The organism is Micromonospora sp. WMMD558 (assembly GCF_049315255.1).
Taxonomy (GTDB): domain Bacteria; phylum Actinomycetota; class Actinomycetes; order Mycobacteriales; family Micromonosporaceae; genus Micromonospora.
This window is the reverse complement of record NZ_CP186061.1, coordinates 6,268,878-6,285,838: the sequence shown is the minus strand read 5'-3', so window position 1 is coordinate 6,285,838 and position 16,961 is coordinate 6,268,878. Positions and strand designations below refer to the sequence as shown.

The window sequence follows — 16,961 nt, the reverse complement described above, 5'->3', positions numbered from 1 at the left end:
TGGACCACCTCAGAACGGGATGTCGTCGTCGCCGGAGCCGCCGCCCGAGCCGACCACCGCGAACGGGTCGGCCGACTGGGTGATCGACCGGAGTGTCTGCGAGGGCGCCCGGCCCGCCTCGGAGACGCGCGTCGCCCACGCGGGGAACGGGAACTCCAGGCAGAGCGGCACCGGGATGTCGGGCTGGTTGACGAACATCGTGCCCGGCTTCGCGAGCAGGGCCCGCTGCCGTTGGGCCGGCGGGAGGAAACCGTACTCCGGGCGGGACGCCTCGGCCGGGTCGAGCCGGCCGACCACGCGGATCGCCGAGTTGGTGACGATGCGGCGCTCCACCTCGCTCGCCGTCTGCTGGGCCCCGACCAGGATCACGCCGAGCGACCGCCCCCGCTCGGCGATGTCGAGCAGAACCTCCTTGATCGGGGAGGACCCCTCCCGGGGGGCGTACTTGTTCAGCTCGTCGAGCACGACGAAGAGCAACGGCTTGGCGGTGCCGGCCTTCTCCTTGCGCTCGAACTCGCTCTTGAGCGTCACGCCGACCACGAACCGCTGCGCCCGGTCCGGCAGGTTGTGCAGGTCGACGACGGTCACCTGCGCCGACTCCGCCGTGTTGATGCTGTGCGGGCGCCGGGTGGCGAGGTCGCCCCTGATCAGCCGGGACAGGTCCTTCTTGCTGCCGATGAGCCGCCGCGCGAACGCGTTGACGGTGCCGAGGCCGACCGCGCTGCCCGCCCAGTCGCCCCGGGTCTCGTCGTCGTTGAGCTGCTCGACGACGTGGTCCACCAGGTCGGCGTACGTGCCGAGGCGCACCCCGTCGATGCTCACGCCGCCGTCGGCGGGCTGCGCGTACCGGGCCAGGTGGGCGGCGACCGAGTGCACCACCATCGTGTACTGCTGGCGTTCGTCGTCGGCGTCGGCGAACACGTACGGCAGGAGGCGGTCGGCGCAGAACTCGGTGAGCGTCCAGTAGAAGCTGTCCACCCCGCTGAGCCGGCTGCTCACGTCCGGCGTGCCGGAGGAGTCGCCGACCCGGGGCGGCGCGTACACGCGCACGTCGGGGAAGGCGCCGGCGGTCAGCCCGAGCTGCGCGTACGCCGCCCGGGTCGGGTCGTCCAGCCGGGTGTTGGGGTGGTCGAGGAACAGCAGGTCCTCGCCCTTGACGTTGAAGATGAGCGCCTTGGCGTTGACCGCGTCGCCGCCGAGCACCCCGGAGCGGAACACCGAGTAGAGCAGGAAGGTGGCGAAGCTGGTCTTGGTGGCGACGCCGGAGATGCCGGAGATCGAGACGTGCGCGCCGCGCGTGCCGTCGAGGAAGTCGGCGTTGAGGTAGACCGGCACCCCGTCGCGGCCCATGCCCATCGGGATGCGGCGCTCCATCCGGTCGAAGTGCAGCGCCCGCGCCCGGGCGTCACCCTCGGCGCGGTGCACGACCGCGCCGGGCGACGGCGGCACGTACAGCTCCGGGTCGACCCGGGTGGTCGTGATCTCGGCGGCCTCCTGCACCTGCGCGGGCAGGGTGCCGTCGGCGATCGCGAAGACGTCGGAGTCGAACTGGGCGCCCTCGTGCCGGGCCCGCACCTGGGTGACCACCCCGGCGATCGTCACCGGCTCCCGGTCCGGCAGCTCGCGCCGGGTCACCACGACGTCGTCGAGCTGGAGATAGCTGGTGGGCGAGACCGCCGTCCAGAACTGCAGCGGCGTCGCGTCGGCGGTGCCGAGCACCCGGCCGACCGCCTCGCCCGGGCCGTCGAACACGTCGTCGGTCATCGGGCAACTCCGCGGGGCTGAGGTTGGAGGTCGGCACGCACGCCCTGCATCCTGCCCGAGACGTACGACAGGCCGCCACGCGACGCGGCGGACGCCACCCGGCTTCGCCGCGTCGCTCGCTCGCTGCGCTCGTGCTCGAACACACCGTGTCGGCGATGTTGGCTGATCGGTCTCGCAGCGGGACGGCTCCGGGGGATCCCGCACGTACGCCGAACGAGGGTGGGAGCGGCCGTTGGAGTCCAGGCGTCGCCGGCTGATCTGGCTGTTCGTGCTCGCCACGGTGCCGCCGATGGTGGTCCTGCCGACGGTCAGCGCGATCGAGGCGCCCCCCGGCGAGTACGCCCGCGTCCCGGTCTACCTGGCGCCCGCCTTCCACGGCGGCCTGCTGGGCCGCCCGGCGGTGCACGATCGGGCGGTCGACTTCCTCGCCGGCGATCGATCGACCAGCCCCGGCGCGAATACGACGTCCTGCAGCGGCTCGGCGCCGCCTGGCAGGCTCCCCCGCTCCTGATCGGGCTGAACCCGGTCTGGTCGGCCAACCGGGAGGCGGATCCGGCCATCACCGGCCGGATCTGCGAGGGCCGGTGACCACGGGAGCGGTGGCGGCCGGCGTCACCGGGCGCGGAACTGTCGCACCAGCAGCCACCGGGCGGGTGACATTGTTCGATTGTGTCACCACCGTGGGTGATGCCAGGCGATTCTGCTACGGATGGCTGTTCGGGAAGGGGCGCTCCGGACGCCCCGCGGCCGGCTTGCGGTGCTGCTCGCCATGGCGGCGATCCTGCCGATGGTGGAGGCAGCGGTGTTCGCCGTGCTCGGGTTCCAGGCGGTTCGGGGCCTGTCGCCGCAGGTCACCGCCGTCTGGCCGTACGGCACGTATCACGAACTGCGCTGGCTGTTCGTCTACCACCGTACGATTCCCGGATTCATCCTCGCGTTCGTGGCGATCTCGGCGCTGCGCGGGGTCCTTTCGGCGGGGTTGGCCGCCCTGGCCTGGCCGGCCGGGACGCCGCGCCCGTCGCGGCACTGGCTCATTCGGCGCAACATCTGGGTCGCCACGCTGGCCGCGGTGATCCTCTCGCCGTGGGTGGCCCTGTCGATGGCCTTCGCGACGACCGCGCTGTCCTGGTACCTGGTCGCCTCCGTGCTGCCGATGCTGCTCCTCGCCCCGTTCCTGCTGCGGGCCGGGGTGGTCCCTGACTGGTGGCGTGGCCTGCCGAGGATCGGGCTGGTCGGCTGGGCCTGGCTCAACTTCACCGTCCTCACCTTCACCGGAGCGTTGCTGGCGTCGGCGCCCCTCTGGTGGGGTGTCCCGCTCGCGGCCGTCGCCGGCGCGGTCAACGGACTGCTCTGGCGGCAGAGCGTCGCGGTCGCCGTGGCGTCCGGCCCGGCACGCTGGCGGCTCGTGCCGGTGGCACCGCTGATGGTCGTGTTCACCCTGCTCGCCCTCCCGGCGGTGCAGCCCGTGGCCGGGTACTTCCACGGCGGTCAGGCGGGGTGGCGGCCGCCGATCATCGCTGAGCCGCTGCCGGACACCGTCCCGTACGCGGTGATCGCCATCGCGGGGCACGACTCCGACTTCGACGGCGAACCGGCCGCGGATCCCCGAGTGGAGCGGTTCTCCTACCGGGGGCTGGACGAGCAGGGCCGGCCGGTGCCGTACACGGCCGTCGACACCCACATCTCGTTGGGCGAGAGTGCGGCCCGGCTGGCGGAGCACGTCGAGTCCCTGCACCGGCGTACCAACCGCCCGGTGGCCCTGCTCGGGCACAGCGAGGGGGCCATGGTGGCCCGAACCTACCTTGAGCGGTGGCCGACGACCGAGGTAGAGGCGGTGCTGCTGTTCAGCCCGCTGGTGATGCCCGGCCGGACGTACTACCCGCCCCCGCAGATCCGGCGCGGGTGGGGCGTCGCCGCCGGTTGGGAACTGCGGGCGCTGCTGGCGTGGTGGAGCCTCACCGACGTGTCGGAAGAGGAGCCGGACCAGCCCTTCATCCGCTCGCTGCTGGCGGACGCCCCCTTCTACCGCAACCGCACGCTCTGCCCGGTGGCGGGGGTGCGGATGGTGGCCTTCCTACCGACGGTCAGCGCGATCGAGGCACCCCCCGGCGAGTACGCCCGGATCCCCGTCTACGAGTTGCCTGCGCTGCACGGCGGGCTGCTGAACAGGGCCTCCGTCGCGGACCGGGTGCTCAACTTCCTCTCCGGTGAGCCGGTGCAGCGGGCGCAGGTGGAGTACGCGCTGCTCCAACGGCTCGGTGCGGCCTGGCAGCCGCCGCCGCTGGCCCTGCGGCTCAACCCGGTCTGGGCGGCGGGGCGGGAGGCTGATCCCGCCTTCACCGGTCGGATCTGTGAGGCCCGGTGACCGGTGGCGTGGGCGTCCGGGACCGGCGGCACCGGATCCGGGCGGACCCGCCCGCCGGCGGCGGGTTCCGGGACCGGTCAGCGGGGCGAGCGGCGCGACATGAGGTGCCGGAGCAGCAGCCGGGCCGCCGCGATGTTGAGGCCGGCGACCAGGATGACGTGTAGCGGGGCGTAGGGAATGAAGGCGAGGTCGAGGCCGAGGGCCAGCAGCGCAGCGGCCAGGCCGACCGCCGAGGTCCAGCGCCGCCCGGCCATGACGAGGATGCCGGCGACGGCAACGGCGACGGCGACGCCGACGAGCAACCAGTTCCAGCCGGTGAGGTCGAGCAGGTGCAGGCCGCCCTCCGTCACGACCACGAACCGGTCGGACGACGTGTCGGCGTAGGCCGCCACGGCGTCGATGACTCCCGACCCCACCAGCAGCCCGCTGGCGAGCAGCACGCCGCGGTGCCTGGCGTCTTTCTCGGCCTGGCGGGAGCGCACCCGGTGCAGGTCCATGCGCCCAGGCTACGAGGGCGTGGTGCAGGTCAGCGGGCGTAGCGCAACATCAGCACGCCGTCGGCGGCGGCGAGCACGTGCCGCAGCGGCAGGTGCCGGACCGGGCTCGCCTCGCCCGCGGTGATCCGCCCCGGTCCCGGGCCGGCGAGCAGCGGCGCGACCGTCAGGCAGACCTCGTCGACCAGGTCGGCCGCGGTGAGCGCGCCGAACAGGTGCGGCCCGCCCTCGCAGAGCAGCTGGTCGAGCCCGCGCCGCCGCAGCTCGGCCAGGCCCGCGACGAGGTCCACCCGCTCGTCGCCGCACGGGACGAGGTCGGCCACGTCGGCCAGGCCGGGCGGAGCGGTCGCGCCGGCGCGGGTGAGCACGACCGGGCGGACCGGCGCGTCGGCGAAGGCCTTCTGGCCCGGATCGAGGTCGAGTGAGCCGGAGACGACGACGAGCGTGGGGTACTCGGCGAGGCCGTGCGCGCGGCGCCAGGCGCGCCGCCGCTCGTCGAGGCGGACCGCCCGGTACCCCTCGTGGCGCAGCGTGCCGGCGGCGACCAGGAGCCCGTCGCAGAGCATTCGCAGCAGGCCGAAGACCCGCTTGTCCGGCTCGCCGGAGAGGCCGGCCGAGTAGCCGTCGACGGCGACCGCGCCGTCGACGCTGGACACGAAGTTCACCCGTAGGTGGGGGTGGTCGGCGCGGCCGTAGCGGGCGGCGATGGCGGCGTCGTCCAGCGGGTCCGCGGACGGCTCCGGCCAGAGCGCGGAAATCGGCGTTCCGATGCTCATTCGCTGGCCGGACCCGTGACCGGAGGGGTGGGCCGGGGGGTACGGTGCTGGCAGTCGCACCAGTTCCGGCCCCGACAGTCGTCGTGCCGCCTCGCCCGGCACGCTCGGCAGATCATGCCCGCAGCCTATGCCGAGGGAGGATGGGACAGCATGCCGCGTCAGATCTTCCAGCTGAGGATTTCCCTGACCGGGGTCCGGCCGCCGGTCTGGCGCCGGGTGCTCGTCCCCGGCGGGTACACCCTCGACCGGGTGCACCGCGTGGTGCAGCATGCGATGGGGTGGCGGGACTGCCACCTGCACTCGTTCGAGATCGACGGCCGGCAGTACGGGGAGCCCGACCCGGACGGGGAGCTGTCCCTGCACGACGAGTTGGACGTGCGCCTCGACGGCGTGGTCGGCAAGGGCAGCCGGTTCCACTACACGTACGACTTCGGCGACTGGTGGGAGCACGACCTGCTGGTCGAGGACGTCTTCACCGCCGACCCGGAGGAGCGCTACCCCGCCTGTCTCGACGGCGGGCGGGCCTGCCCGCCGGAGGACGTCGGCGGTCCGGCCGGCTACCAGGCGCTGCTCGCCGCGTTGGCCGACCCGGGGCACGCCGAGCACCACCTGATGCGCGACTGGGTGGGGGACAGGTTCGACCCCGGGGCCTTCGACGCCGCCCGGGTGGGCACGCTCCTGCGCCGGTTCTGCTGAACCGTTTCCGTCCCCCGCTCCTCCGCACCGCGGCCGCCGCCGGCCACCTGCTGTAGCGCCTACTGAATCGCCTCGGCGCAGGTCACCGCGTCGCCCTGCCGCCACAAATCTCCTGCCGGTAACGATCTGGGAACGCTCCCATAGGTCTATTGACACCCCCGACACGTGCCGGCAATCTCATGGGAGCGTTCCCAGACGCGTGACCCGGCTCACCCGCGTCCGCGCCCGGGAAACCGTCGCCGCCCCGACGGCGCCGGTACCGCACCCCCCACCACACCCGACACAGCCTCACCACCGAGAAGAGGGGTCAGGATGAGCCTCACCACGCGGCGTACCCGCCTGGCGGCCGTCGCCCTTGCCGCGATCACCGCCGTCGGCGGGCTCGCGGCCTGCGGCACCGACGACGACGCCCCGGCAGCCGGCGAGAAGCCCGACAAGCTGGTCGTCGACACGTTCGGCGAGTTCGGCTACGACGAGATCATCAAGCAGTACGAGAAGGACACCGGCATCAAGGTCGAGCTGCGCAAGACCGCCCAGCTCAACGAGTACCGGCCGAAGATCGTCCGCGCCCTCGCCACCCGCAAGGGCGCCGCCGACGTGATCGCCCTCGAAGAGGGCATCCTCAACGAGTTCAAGTCCAACCCGGCGAACTGGGTCGACCTCGCACCGCTGGTCGCCGACCACAGCAAGGACTACCTGCCCTGGAAGTACGAGCTGGGCAAGGCGCCGGACGGCCGGCTGATCGGCCTGCCCACCGACGTCGGCAGCCTCGCGGTCTGCTACCGCCGGGACCTCTTCCAGGCCGCCGGACTGCCGACCGAGCGCGACCAGGTCGCCGCGCTGTGGCCCGACTGGAACGGCTTCATCGAGACCGGCAAGAAGTACCGGACCGCCACCAACAAGGGCATGCTCGACTCGGTCACCACCGCCGCCAGCGCGGTGATGTTCCAGCAGGGCGGCGACCTGTTCTACGACAAGCAGGACACCATCGTCGCCGACAAGAGCGCGTCCGTGAAGGCCGCCTGGGACACCGCGATCGCCATGGCGGACGCGAACATCACCGCCGAGACGGCGACCTGGTCGCCGGAGTGGTCGGCCGGCTTCAAGCAGGGCACCTTCGCGGCCACCTTCTGCCCGTCCTGGATGCTCGGCATCGTCGCGGACAACTCCGGCGCGGAGAACAAGGGCAAGTGGGACGTCGCCCCGGTGCCCGGCGGCGCCGGCAACTGGGGTGGTTCGTGGCTCGCCGTCCCGGAGCAGAGCAAGTACCAGAAGGAGGCGGCGAAGCTCGCCGAGTACCTGACCAACGCGCAGAGCCAGGTCGCCGCGTTCAAGCTCAAGGGCCCGCTGCCGACCAACCTCGAGGCGCTGAAGAACCCGGACTTCCTGAGCTACACCAACGAGTACTTCAACAACGCCCCCACCGGCAAGATCTTCGGTGACAGCGTCGCCAAGATCCAGCCGCTGCACCTCGGTCCGAAGCACCAGGCGGTGAAGGAGAACGCCTTCGAGCCCGCGCTGCGATCGTACGAGAACGGGCAGGCCAGCAAGGACAAGGCCTGGGAGCAGTTCGTGAAGGACGCCCAGACGCAGGGCGCCTTCTGACCCCAGCACGTCGCGACGGTGGCGTCCGGGCACCCGCGCCCGGGCGCCACCGGCGGCGTCCGTTCCCCGTACCACCGCCGGCGCGCCGGCCCGCGCGCCGGGCGGGAAAGGACTGAGAATGAGTCTGTCGGCCACGACGGCGCCGCCGTCACCCGCAGCGCCAACACCTCCGCCATCCCGGCGGCACCGGTCCCGCTCGTCGTCGTTGACCCGCCTGGACCTCAGGTTCTCCCCGTACCTCTACATCGCGCCGTTCTTCGTGATCTTCGGCATCTTCGGGCTCTACCCGATGCTGCGAACGGCCTGGATGTCGCTGCACGACTGGAACCTCATCGGCGACCACACCTTCATCGGGTTCGACAACTACACGAAGCTGGTCACCGACGAGTACTTCTGGAACGCCACGTTCAACACGTTCGGCATCTTCCTGCTCTCGACGGTCCCGCAGCTGCTGCTCGCGCTCTTCCTCGCGAACCTGCTCAACCGGACCTTCCTGCGCGCCCGGACGCTGTTCCGCATGGCGATCTTCATGCCGAACGTGGTCTCCGTGGCCGCGGTGGCGATCGTCTTCGGCATGCTCTTCCAGCGTGACTTCGGCGTCTTCAACTGGCTGCTCGGCTTCGTCGGCGTCGACCCGGTCGACTGGGACGCCGAGCGCTGGAGCTCGTGGAGCGCGATCGCGTCGATGGTCAACTGGCGGTGGACCGGCTACAACACCCTGATCCTCCTCGCCGGCATGCAGGCCATCCCGCGGGAGCTCTACGAGGCGGCGGCGCTCGACGGCGCCAGCCAGTGGCGACAGTTCTGGCGCATCACCCTGCCCATGCTGACGCCGACCTTCGTGTTCGTGGTCATCCTGTCCACCATCGGCGGGCTCCAACTGTTCACCGAGCCCCTCGTCTTCGCCAACGGCAACATCATCGGCGGCGACCAGCGCGAGTTCCAGACCCTCGCGATGTACATGTACGAGCTGGGCATCGAGAACCTGAACACCGCCGGCTACGGCGCCGCCGTCGCCTGGGCGATGTTCCTGATGATCGCGCTGATGTCGCTGGTCAACTTCCTGCTCGTCCGGCGTACGGTGAAGTGAGGACCCCGGCCATGAACTCTGCCTCCCGGCGCCTGTGGCGCACCAGCCCGCTCACCTACGTGGCGCTCGTCCTCGCGACCCTGCTCTCCATCTACCCCTTCTACTACATGGTGGTCATCGCCACCCGCAGCCTGGACTCCATCAACGACGTGCCCCCGCCCTTCACGCCCGGCGGCGCGTTCGGCGACAACTTCGGCCGGGTGCTCGACAACGACGCGGCGAACTTCCTCACCGGCCTGCTCAACTCGGTGATCGTCTCGTCGGTGGTGACCCTCAGCGTGGTCATCACCGGCTCGCTCGCCGGCTTCGCCTTCGCCAAGCTGCGCTTCCGTGGACGCAACGCCCTGCTGCTGGCGATCATCGTGACCATGATGATCCCCACCCAGCTCGGGCTCATCCCGCTGTGGGGCATGATCCAGGACCTGAACTGGTACGGCACCCTGTACGCGGTGACCGTGCCCTTCCTGGTCAGCGCGTTCGGGGTGTTCATGATGCGCCAGTACGCCACCCAGGCGGTCTCCGACGAGCTGATCGAGGCCGGCCGGGTCGACGGGGCGAGCACGTTCCGCATCTACTGGAACATCGTGCTGCCCGCGCTGCGCCCGGCGGCGGCCGTGCTCGGCCTGCTGACCTTCATGGAGACCTGGAACTCGTTCCTGTGGCCGTACGCGGTGCTGCCGCCGGAGAACCCCACCCTCCAGGTCTCGCTGGCCTTCCTCTCGTACGCCTACTACACCGACTACTCGCAGGTCTTCGCCGCCACGGCGGTCGGGACGATTCCGCTGGTGGTCGTCTTCGTCCTGTTCGGCCGCCAGATCATTGGCGGGATCATGGAAGGTGCCGTCAAGTCGTGAGCAACCCCGCGAGCCCACCCGCCGTCGGCGTCCTGGCCGAGCGCCCACCGCTGACCTTCCCGCCCGGCTTCCTCTGGGGCGCCGCCACCGCGGCGTACCAGATCGAGGGCGCGGCGGCCGAGGGGGGCCGGACGCCGTCGATCTGGGACACCTTCAGCCACACCCCCGGCCGCGTGGTCGGCGGGCACACCGGCGACGTGGCCTGCGACCACTACCACCGGCTCGACTCCGACATCGCACTGATGGCCGAGCTGGGGCTGAAGTCGTACCGGTTCTCGGTCTCCTGGTCCCGGGTGCAGCCCGGCGGCAGCGGGCCGGCCAACCCGGAGGGCCTCGACTTCTACCGGCGGCTGGTGGACGCGCTGCTGGCGAACGGCATCGAACCCTGGCTGACCCTCTACCACTGGGACCTGCCGCAGCCGCTGGAGGACGCGGGCGGCTGGCCGGCGCGGGACACCGCCGCCCGGTTCGCCGACTACACCGCCCTGGTCGCGGACGCGCTCGGCGACCGGGTGCGCTACTGGACCACACTCAACGAGCCGTGGTGCTCGGCGTTCCTCGGCTACGGGTCCGGCGTTCACGCGCCGGGCCGCTCCGACCCGGGTGACGCCGTCCGGGCCGGGCACCACCTGATGCTCGGCCACGGCCTCGCGGTGCGGGCGCTGCGGGCCGCCCGGCCGGACGCCGAGGTCGGGGTGACGGTCAACCTGTACCCGGTCACCCCGGCCACCGACTCGCCCGCCGACGCGGACGCCGCGCGGCGGATCGACGCGCTGGCCAACCGGTTCTTCCTCGACCCGCTGCTGCGTGGGTCGTACCCGGCGGACCTGATGGCCGACCTCGCGCCGGTCACCGACTTCGGGCACGTCCGCGAGGGTGACCTCGCCACCATCGCCGCCCCGCTGGACCTGGTCGGGGTCAACTACTACAGCCGGCACGTCGTGGCGGCGCCGGTCGAGGGGGCGGCGCCGGAGGCGTACTGGCGGGCACCGTCCTGCTGGCCGGGAAGCGAGGACGTCCGCTTCGTCACCCGGGGCGTCCCGGTCACCGACATGGACTGGGAGATCGACGCCCCCGGGCTGGTGGAGACCCTGCGTCGGGTGCACGAGGAGTACACCGACCTGCCGCTGTACGTCACGGAGAACGGCTCGGCGTTCGTCGACGCGGTGGTCGACGGGGAGGTGGACGACGTCGACCGGCTCGCGTACTTCGACGCCCACCTGCGCGCCGCCCACGAGGCGATCAGCGCGGGCGTCCCGCTGCGGGGCTACTTCGCCTGGTCACTCATGGATAATTTCGAGTGGGCCTGGGGCTACACCAAGCGGTTCGGCATGATCTACGTCGACTACGACAGCCAGGTCCGCATCCCCAAGTCCAGCGCCAGGTGGTACGCCGAGGTGATCCGACGCAACGGTCTGGCCGCACAATAGGCTCGGGCCAGCCATCCGGGCGGTCCCGGTGCCACCCCTGTGGCGGCACCGGGACCTCCCGACGTCGGAGGAGCAGACGATGACAACGCAGCGCACCCGGTCCCTCGGGCGCCCGACCCTCGACGCGGTGGCCGCGCGCGCCGGTGTCGGGCGCGGCACGGTCTCCCGTGTCGTCAACGGCTCACCGCAGGTGAGCCCGGAGGCCCGGGCCGCGGTGCAGCAGGCCATCGCCGAGCTGGGGTACGTGCCGAACCGGGCCGCGCGAGCGCTGGTCACCCAGCGCACCGACTCGGTGGCCCTGGTCGTGTCGGAGTCCGGCGACCGGGTCTTCACCGAGCCGTTCTTCGCCGGCATCGTCCGGGGTGTCAGCTCCGGCCTGCTGGAGACCCCGCTGCAACTGTGGCTCGCCATGGTCCAGTCCCCGATCGAGCGGGAGCGGGTCGAACACCACCTGACCAACCAGCACGTCGACGGCGTCCTGCTGCTGTCGTTGCACGACGCCGACCCGCTGCCCACGCTGCTGGAGGAGCGGGGCCTGCCGGCCGTGCTCGGCGGCCGGCCGGCGCGGATGCTGCAACCCGGCGCGCAGCCCGCCTGGTTCGTCGACGTCGACAACGTCGGCGGCGCCCGGCAGGCGGTCGAGCACCTCGCCGCGCGGGGGCGGCGGCGGATCGCCACCATCGCCGGCCCCCAGGACATGGGTGCCGGCCTGGCCCGGCTGACCGGCTACCGGGAGGCCGTCACGGCCGCGCTGGGCGGTGTCAACCCGGACCTGATCGCGTACGGGGACTTCAGCGAGGGCAGCGGGGCGGCCGCCATGCGCCGGCTGCTGGAGGTGTGCCCCGACCTGGACGCGGTCTTCGTCGCCTCCGACCTGATGGCGTTCGGGGCGCTGCGTACGCTCCGGGAGGCCGGCCGGCGGGTGCCCGAGGACGTCGCCGTGGTCGGTTTCGACGACGCCCCGATCGCCCGGCAGGCCGACCCGCCGCTGACCACGGTCTTCCAGCCGGTCGAGGAGATGGGCCGCCAGATGGCCCGCCTGCTGGTGTCCCGCATCCGCGGCGAGGACCTCTCGTCCCCCCACATCCTCCTGGACACCCAACTGGTCGAGCGCGCCAGCGCCTGACCGGGGTGGGCGGCCTTACCTCTTCTCCACCGCGGTCAGGCCGTGGGTCACCAGAGGGCTCACCAGATCGCCGATCCGGTCGAAGCCCTCGCCGAGGGTCTGGCCCTTCGTGTGCCGGTAGTGGATGCCCTCGCAGATCACCGCGAGCTTGAAGCACCCGAGCGCCACGTGCCAGTGCAGCGGGCCGACGTCGACGTCGCTGCGGCCGGCGTACCGGTCGATCAGCTCCGCCCCGGTGGGGAAGCCGGCGCGGGGGCCCAGCCCGTCCGCGACCGGGTTGCCCTCGGCGGCGTCACTGTCGCCGAGCACGTCCCAGTACGTCAGCAGCAGGCCCAGGTCGGCCAGGGGGTCGCCGAGGGTGGCCATCTCCCAGTCGAGCACGGCGCGGACGCCGACCGGGGCCACGGTGGCGAGCAGGTTGTCGAGCCGGTAGTCACCGTGCACGATCCGGCCGGCGTTGGCCCCCTCGGGGGCGGTCGCGGCGAGCCGGTCGCGCAGCTCGTCGACGCCGGGCAGCGGCCGGCTGCGCGACCGGTCGAGCTGCCCGGACCAGCGACGGACCTGCCGGGCCAGGTAGCCCTCCGGACGCCCGAAGTCGGCCAGCCCGACGGCCGCCGGGTCGACGGTGTGCAGGGCGGCGAGGGTGTCCATCATCGCCATCGCCAGCTCACGCCGCTGGCCGGCGGTGAGCGGGTCGGTCTGCGCGCGGGTCCGGAACACCTCGCCGTGCACGCGTTCCATCAGGTAGAACGGCGCTCCGACGACGTCCGGGTCCGCGCAGAGCAGCAGCGCCGCCGGCACCGGCACGCCGGTGGGGGCGAGCGCCGAGATCACCCGGAACTCCCGGGCCATGTCGTGGGCGGTGGCCAGCACGTGCCCGAGCGGCGGGCGGCGCAGCACCACCTCGTGCCCGCCGGCGCGCAGCAGGTACGTCAGGTTGGACTTGCCGCCGGCGATGAGCCGGGCCGACAGGTCCCCACCGGCCAGCTCGGGCCGGTGTGTCGCCAGGTACGCGGAGAGCCGGTCCAGATCCAGCCCCCGGGGGGAGGAGTGCGGGGCGGGGGAGTCAACGGCCGGCTCGGTCATCCGATCAGTTGATGGCAGCTCAGCCGGGTTGTCAAGGTTGGTTTTGCTCTCGGGACATGCCGCTGCAACAGGGGCGAAACGGTCGCGGGGCACGCTAGGGCGTGCCTGCCGGCGGACCGCGCCGGCCCGCCGAGCGGAGGATCACATGTTGCTGCGAGTTCGGGTCACCCTTCCCGACCGTCCGGGCACGCTCGGCCAGGTCGCGCGCACGATGGGCGTCTCCGGCGCCGACATCGTGCAGGTCGTGGTCCTGGAGCGGCTCGGTGGCCGGGCGGTGGACGACTTCACCGTGGTGTGGCCGGGAGCGGCCCGGGTGGAGCGGCTGATGGCCGGCCTCGCGGCGATCCCCGGAGTCCGCGTGGACGGCGTGTGGCGGGCGATCGGCGCGCCCACCACCACCGGGCAGGACGCGGAACTGCTGGCGCAGGTGGCGGGGAACCCCGCCGACGGGCTGGCGACCCTGGTCGACGCCGTGCCGGGGCTGCTCGCCGCCGACTGGGCGGTCGCCGCGGTGGTGCCGGTCGACTGGGCCGCCCGGGCCGGCGCCGGCAGCGAGGCGACCGTGGGGCACGCCAGCTGGCGTGCTCCCGTACCCCCGCGGCTGCCGGACGTGACGCCGCTGCGCGCCCGCGCGATGAGCGCGCCCGGCGGCGCCCACTTCGCCGTCGCACCGTTCGGGCGGGCCGGGCTGGTGCTGGTCGTGGCGCGGGAGGACAGCGAGCCGCTGGCCGCCGCGGCGTTCCACTCCACCGAGGTGGACCGGCTCGCACAACTGGTCCGCGCCAGCGCGGTGATCCTCGGCGACCGCCTCGACCTGGTCGGGGCACCGCCCGCGGCCGGCTGACGGCGACTGTGGCGCACACCGCACCCGTGGATCACGAGCCGTCACCCCGAAGCAACCGGCCGGCAACAGCCAGCGGCGAGGGTCGTACCGGGGAAGGGAGCGAACCATGACGCTGTGGCGAATCCGGGCCACCGTGGACGACCGACCGGGCTACCTGTCGGTCCTCACGGCGAGCCTGGCCTTGCGTGGGGTCAACATCCTCACGGTGCAGGTGCACACCACGGAGCGGGGTGCGGTCGACGACTTCCTCGTCGACGCACCCGACTCACTCGACGAGGCCGACCTCGTCGCCGCCGTGGAGCGGGGGCGGGGCCGCGACTGCTGGGTGTCGCGCAGCGAGGCGCGCGGGCTGGCCGACCAGCCGACCCGGGTGCTCGGGCTGGCCACCCGCCTGGTGCGGGACCCGGACGCGACCGGGGAGGCGCTGCGGACCCTGCTCGGTGCCGACTCGGTCACCTGGCGGCCGTCGCCGGCCGGGCCCAAGCCGGGGATCACCCCGACCACGATGTTGCTGGCCGACCCGAGCGGCGGGTCGTACGAGCTGCGGCGCGCGGCCCCCGGGTTCACCCCGGCCGAGTACGCGCGGGCGCAGGCCCTGGTCGAGTTGGCGGCGACCGTCGCGCGCCGGTCCGCCGAGCAGGTCACCCTGGTGCTGCCCGACGGCTCGGAGCTGGGCGTCCGCCCGGCGACCGGCGACGACCTGCCGGGCGTGGTCGAGCTGCACGAGAGGTGCTCGGCGCGCAGCCGGCACCGCCGTTACCTGGGCGGCGCGGCCCTGCCCGCGCCGGCCCGCATGCGCCGGCTGCTCGAACCGGCGCGGGGCGTCACCCTCCTCGCCACGGCCACCCGCTCCGGCGGAGCGGGGGAGCCGGTGGTCGCGATGGCCAACCTCCTCGCCGAGGGGGACATGGCCGAGGTGGCGCTGCTGGTGCGGGACGACTGGCAGCGTCGGGGTGTCGGCTCGGCGCTGTTGAACCGGCTCGTCCGCCACGCGGAACGGGCCGGGTACGTCGCCCTGGTCCTGCACACGCAGGCGGAGAACACGCCGATGCTGCGGACGGCCCGCCGGCTGAGCCGTCCCTCGGCGGTGGACCGGGACGGGTCGCTGGTCACGCTGACGGTGCCGCTCACGGCGACAGCGGTGGGCCGGGCCCGCGTCTAGGGCGGCCGACTCCCGGTGCGGGAGACGGTGAAACGGCGGGGCTCCCGGTGCGGGAGCCCCGCCCACCGTCGTCCCGAGGCCCGCCTCAGGTGGTGGGGTAGCTGCTGTAGTCCGGGAAGTTGCCGTAGAGGCGGCCGTCGCCGCCGACCGTGACCGCCTGCACCAGCAGGTCACCGCCGACGAAGGCGCCCTTCCACGAGGCGCCCCGGCCGCCGAACGGCTCCTCCCGGTCGCCCCGCGAACGCGGCTTGTTGATGCCCACCTTGAACGCCTGGAGGTCGACCGCGAGCTTGGCCGCCTCGTCCTCGTCGTCGCAGGCGAGCGACGCGACCAGCGCGCCGTTGGAGGCGTTCATCGCGGCGAGCAGCTCGTCGGTGGTGTCGACGACGACGATCGTGTCGACCGGGCCGAACGGCTCGGCGTGCATCAGCCGCGACCGCCCGGGCGGGGCGAGCAGCACCGAGGGCGCCACGTACGCCGAGGCGTCCTGCCCGTCGAGGAACGGCGCCCCGTCGAGCCGGCCCCGGTACAGCGGGACGGCACCACCACGGACCGCCTCGTCGACCTTGCGGCGCAGCTCCTCGGCCTTGGCGGCGCTGATCAGCGGGCCGAAGTCCAGCTCGGGCAGCGGGTCGCCGGCCGACCAGTCGTCGCCGACGGCGAGCGGGTGACCGAAGCGGACCGACCGCACCACCGGCAGGTACATGTCGAGGAACTGGTCGACCAGCTCGCGCTGGACGACGAAGCGCGGGTACGCGGTGCAGCGCTGCTTGCCGTACTCGAAGCCCTTCTTCAGGTGCCCGGCGAGCAGGTCCCACTGGGAGAAGTCCCAGATGCCCCAGGCGTTGAGGCCCTCCTGCTCGATGAAGTGGCGCTTGTCGGTGTCGAGCAGCGCCGCGGCCACCTTCCCGCCGTTGGAGCGCCCGCCGACGAACGCGACCGCACCGATCTCGGGAGCCCGGACCAGCACCTCGGACAGCTCCTCGCCGCTGCCGGACAGCAGCGTGGCGGGCAGACCGGCGCGGCGCATCAGCGCGTGCGCGACGGTGAGGCAGACCGCGCCGCCCTGCGAGGGCGTCTTGGCGATCACCGCGTTGCCGGCGAGCAGCTGCACCAGCTCGGCGTGGACGAGGACGCTCATCGGGTAGTTCCACGACGCGATGTTGCTGACCGGTCCGGGCAGCGGCTCCCGGCCGTCGGCGAGCATCCGGTCGATCTCGCCGACGTACCACCGGACGCCGTCCAGCGCCCGGTCGACGTCGGCGCAGGCCAGCCGCCACGGCTTGCCGATCTCCCAGACCAGCAGGAGGGCGAGCAGGTCGCGGTGCGCGGTGAGGGCGTCCAGGGCGTCGGTGACCCGGGCCTTCCGGTCGGCGAGGGGGGTCTCGGCCCACGCACGGTGGGCGGTGGCGGCGTGCGCGACCGCGGCGCGGGCGGTCGCCGCGTCCAGCCGTGGCAGGTTGACCAGGACGGTGTTGTCGACCGGGGTGCGTACCGCGGCGGGCGAGCCCACCGCCTGCCAGCCACCCTCGATCAGGTTGTGCAGGGTCGGGACGCCGTCGACCGGGGGCCCGAAGGCCTCGGGGGCGGCGTCGACCGCGCGGGCCAGGACGTCGGACCAGGCGGTTCCGTCGGCGAGTCGTAGAGCCATCGCGATCTCCTCAGGGTC

At 72.9% G+C, this 16,961-nt stretch carries 14 protein-coding genes and 1 pseudogene; 10 read left to right on the top strand and 5 right to left on the bottom strand.

What is annotated here, in order from left to right:
• Positions 1–9: 9 nt before the first annotated feature.
• On the bottom strand, positions 10–1,764 hold the full coding sequence (locus ACN26Y_RS29695) for an ATP-binding protein (protein WP_422733979.1): 1,755 nt from the start codon (positions 1,762–1,764) through the stop codon (positions 10–12).
• Positions 1,765–2,062: 298 nt separating this feature from the next.
• Here ACN26Y_RS29695 and ACN26Y_RS29690 point away from each other — a divergent pair.
• A pseudogene (locus ACN26Y_RS29690) lies at positions 2,063–2,352 on the top strand (hypothetical protein); the annotation flags it as partial.
• 121 nt (positions 2,353–2,473) lie between these two features.
• On the top strand, positions 2,474–4,129 hold the full coding sequence (locus ACN26Y_RS29685) for a hypothetical protein (RefSeq protein ID WP_155333373.1): 1,656 nt from the start codon (positions 2,474–2,476) through the stop codon (positions 4,127–4,129).
• Between the two features lie 77 nt (positions 4,130–4,206).
• On the opposite strand, the gene ACN26Y_RS29680 is transcribed toward ACN26Y_RS29685, so the two are convergent.
• On the bottom strand, positions 4,207–4,626 hold the full coding sequence (locus ACN26Y_RS29680) for a DUF7144 family membrane protein (RefSeq protein ID WP_422733977.1): 420 nt from the start codon (positions 4,624–4,626) through the stop codon (positions 4,207–4,209).
• Positions 4,627–4,655: 29 nt separating this feature from the next.
• The gene (locus tag ACN26Y_RS29675; protein WP_155333371.1) at positions 4,656–5,399 is read right to left on the bottom strand and encodes a pyrimidine reductase family protein; all 744 of its coding nucleotides are present in this window, start codon (positions 5,397–5,399) and stop codon (positions 4,656–4,658) included.
• A gap of 150 nt (positions 5,400–5,549) precedes the next feature.
• On the opposite strand from ACN26Y_RS29675, the gene ACN26Y_RS29670 reads away from it, so the two are divergent.
• The 6 genes from ACN26Y_RS29670 to ACN26Y_RS29645 all read left to right on the top strand — a co-directional run bounded on the left by ACN26Y_RS29670 (position 5,550) and on the right by ACN26Y_RS29645 (position 12,200).
• Entirely contained in the window at positions 5,550–6,095 is a 546-nt protein-coding gene (locus ACN26Y_RS29670; protein WP_155333370.1) for a plasmid pRiA4b ORF-3 family protein, read from the top strand.
• Between the two features lie 312 nt (positions 6,096–6,407).
• Positions 6,408–7,700, top strand: a complete 1,293-nt coding sequence (locus ACN26Y_RS29665; RefSeq protein WP_155333369.1) for an ABC transporter substrate-binding protein — start codon at positions 6,408–6,410, stop codon at positions 7,698–7,700.
• A gap of 118 nt (positions 7,701–7,818) precedes the next feature.
• Complete coding sequence (locus ACN26Y_RS29660) at positions 7,819–8,790, top strand: carbohydrate ABC transporter permease (protein WP_155333368.1); 972 nt, start codon at positions 7,819–7,821, stop codon at positions 8,788–8,790.
• A gap of 11 nt (positions 8,791–8,801) precedes the next feature.
• Complete coding sequence (locus ACN26Y_RS29655; RefSeq protein WP_155333367.1) at positions 8,802–9,644, top strand: carbohydrate ABC transporter permease; 843 nt, start codon at positions 8,802–8,804, stop codon at positions 9,642–9,644.
• On the top strand, positions 9,641–11,074 hold the full coding sequence (locus ACN26Y_RS29650) for a GH1 family beta-glucosidase (protein ID WP_422733975.1): 1,434 nt from the start codon (positions 9,641–9,643) through the stop codon (positions 11,072–11,074). The genes ACN26Y_RS29655 and ACN26Y_RS29650 overlap by 4 nt, the downstream gene beginning before the upstream one ends.
• Positions 11,075–11,153: 79 nt before the next feature.
• Positions 11,154–12,200 carry a LacI family DNA-binding transcriptional regulator gene (locus ACN26Y_RS29645; protein WP_155333365.1) on the top strand — a complete coding sequence of 349 codons (1,047 nt, stop codon included), beginning with the start codon at positions 11,154–11,156 and terminating at the stop codon, positions 12,198–12,200.
• 15 nt (positions 12,201–12,215) lie between these two features.
• Here ACN26Y_RS29645 and ACN26Y_RS29640 read toward each other — a convergent pair whose 3' ends face one another.
• A complete protein-coding gene (locus tag ACN26Y_RS29640) occupies positions 12,216–13,286 on the bottom strand; it encodes a phosphotransferase family protein (RefSeq protein WP_155333364.1) in 1,071 nt (356 codons plus the stop codon).
• Between the two features lie 145 nt (positions 13,287–13,431).
• Here ACN26Y_RS29640 and ACN26Y_RS29635 point away from each other — a divergent pair, with 145 nt between their 5' ends.
• Complete coding sequence (locus tag ACN26Y_RS29635) at positions 13,432–14,130, top strand: amino acid-binding protein (protein ID WP_155333363.1); 699 nt, start codon at positions 13,432–13,434, stop codon at positions 14,128–14,130.
• 106 nt (positions 14,131–14,236) lie between these two features.
• A complete protein-coding gene (locus ACN26Y_RS29630) occupies positions 14,237–15,292 on the top strand; it encodes a GNAT family N-acetyltransferase (protein WP_155333362.1) in 1,056 nt (351 codons plus the stop codon).
• An 85-nt stretch (positions 15,293–15,377) separates the two neighbouring features.
• On the opposite strand, the gene ACN26Y_RS29625 is transcribed toward ACN26Y_RS29630, so the two are convergent.
• Positions 15,378–16,943 (bottom strand): aldehyde dehydrogenase family protein, encoded by a 1,566-nt coding sequence (locus ACN26Y_RS29625; RefSeq protein WP_155333361.1) that lies wholly within the window; start codon positions 16,941–16,943, stop codon positions 15,378–15,380.
• Positions 16,944–16,961: the final 18 nt, after the last annotated feature.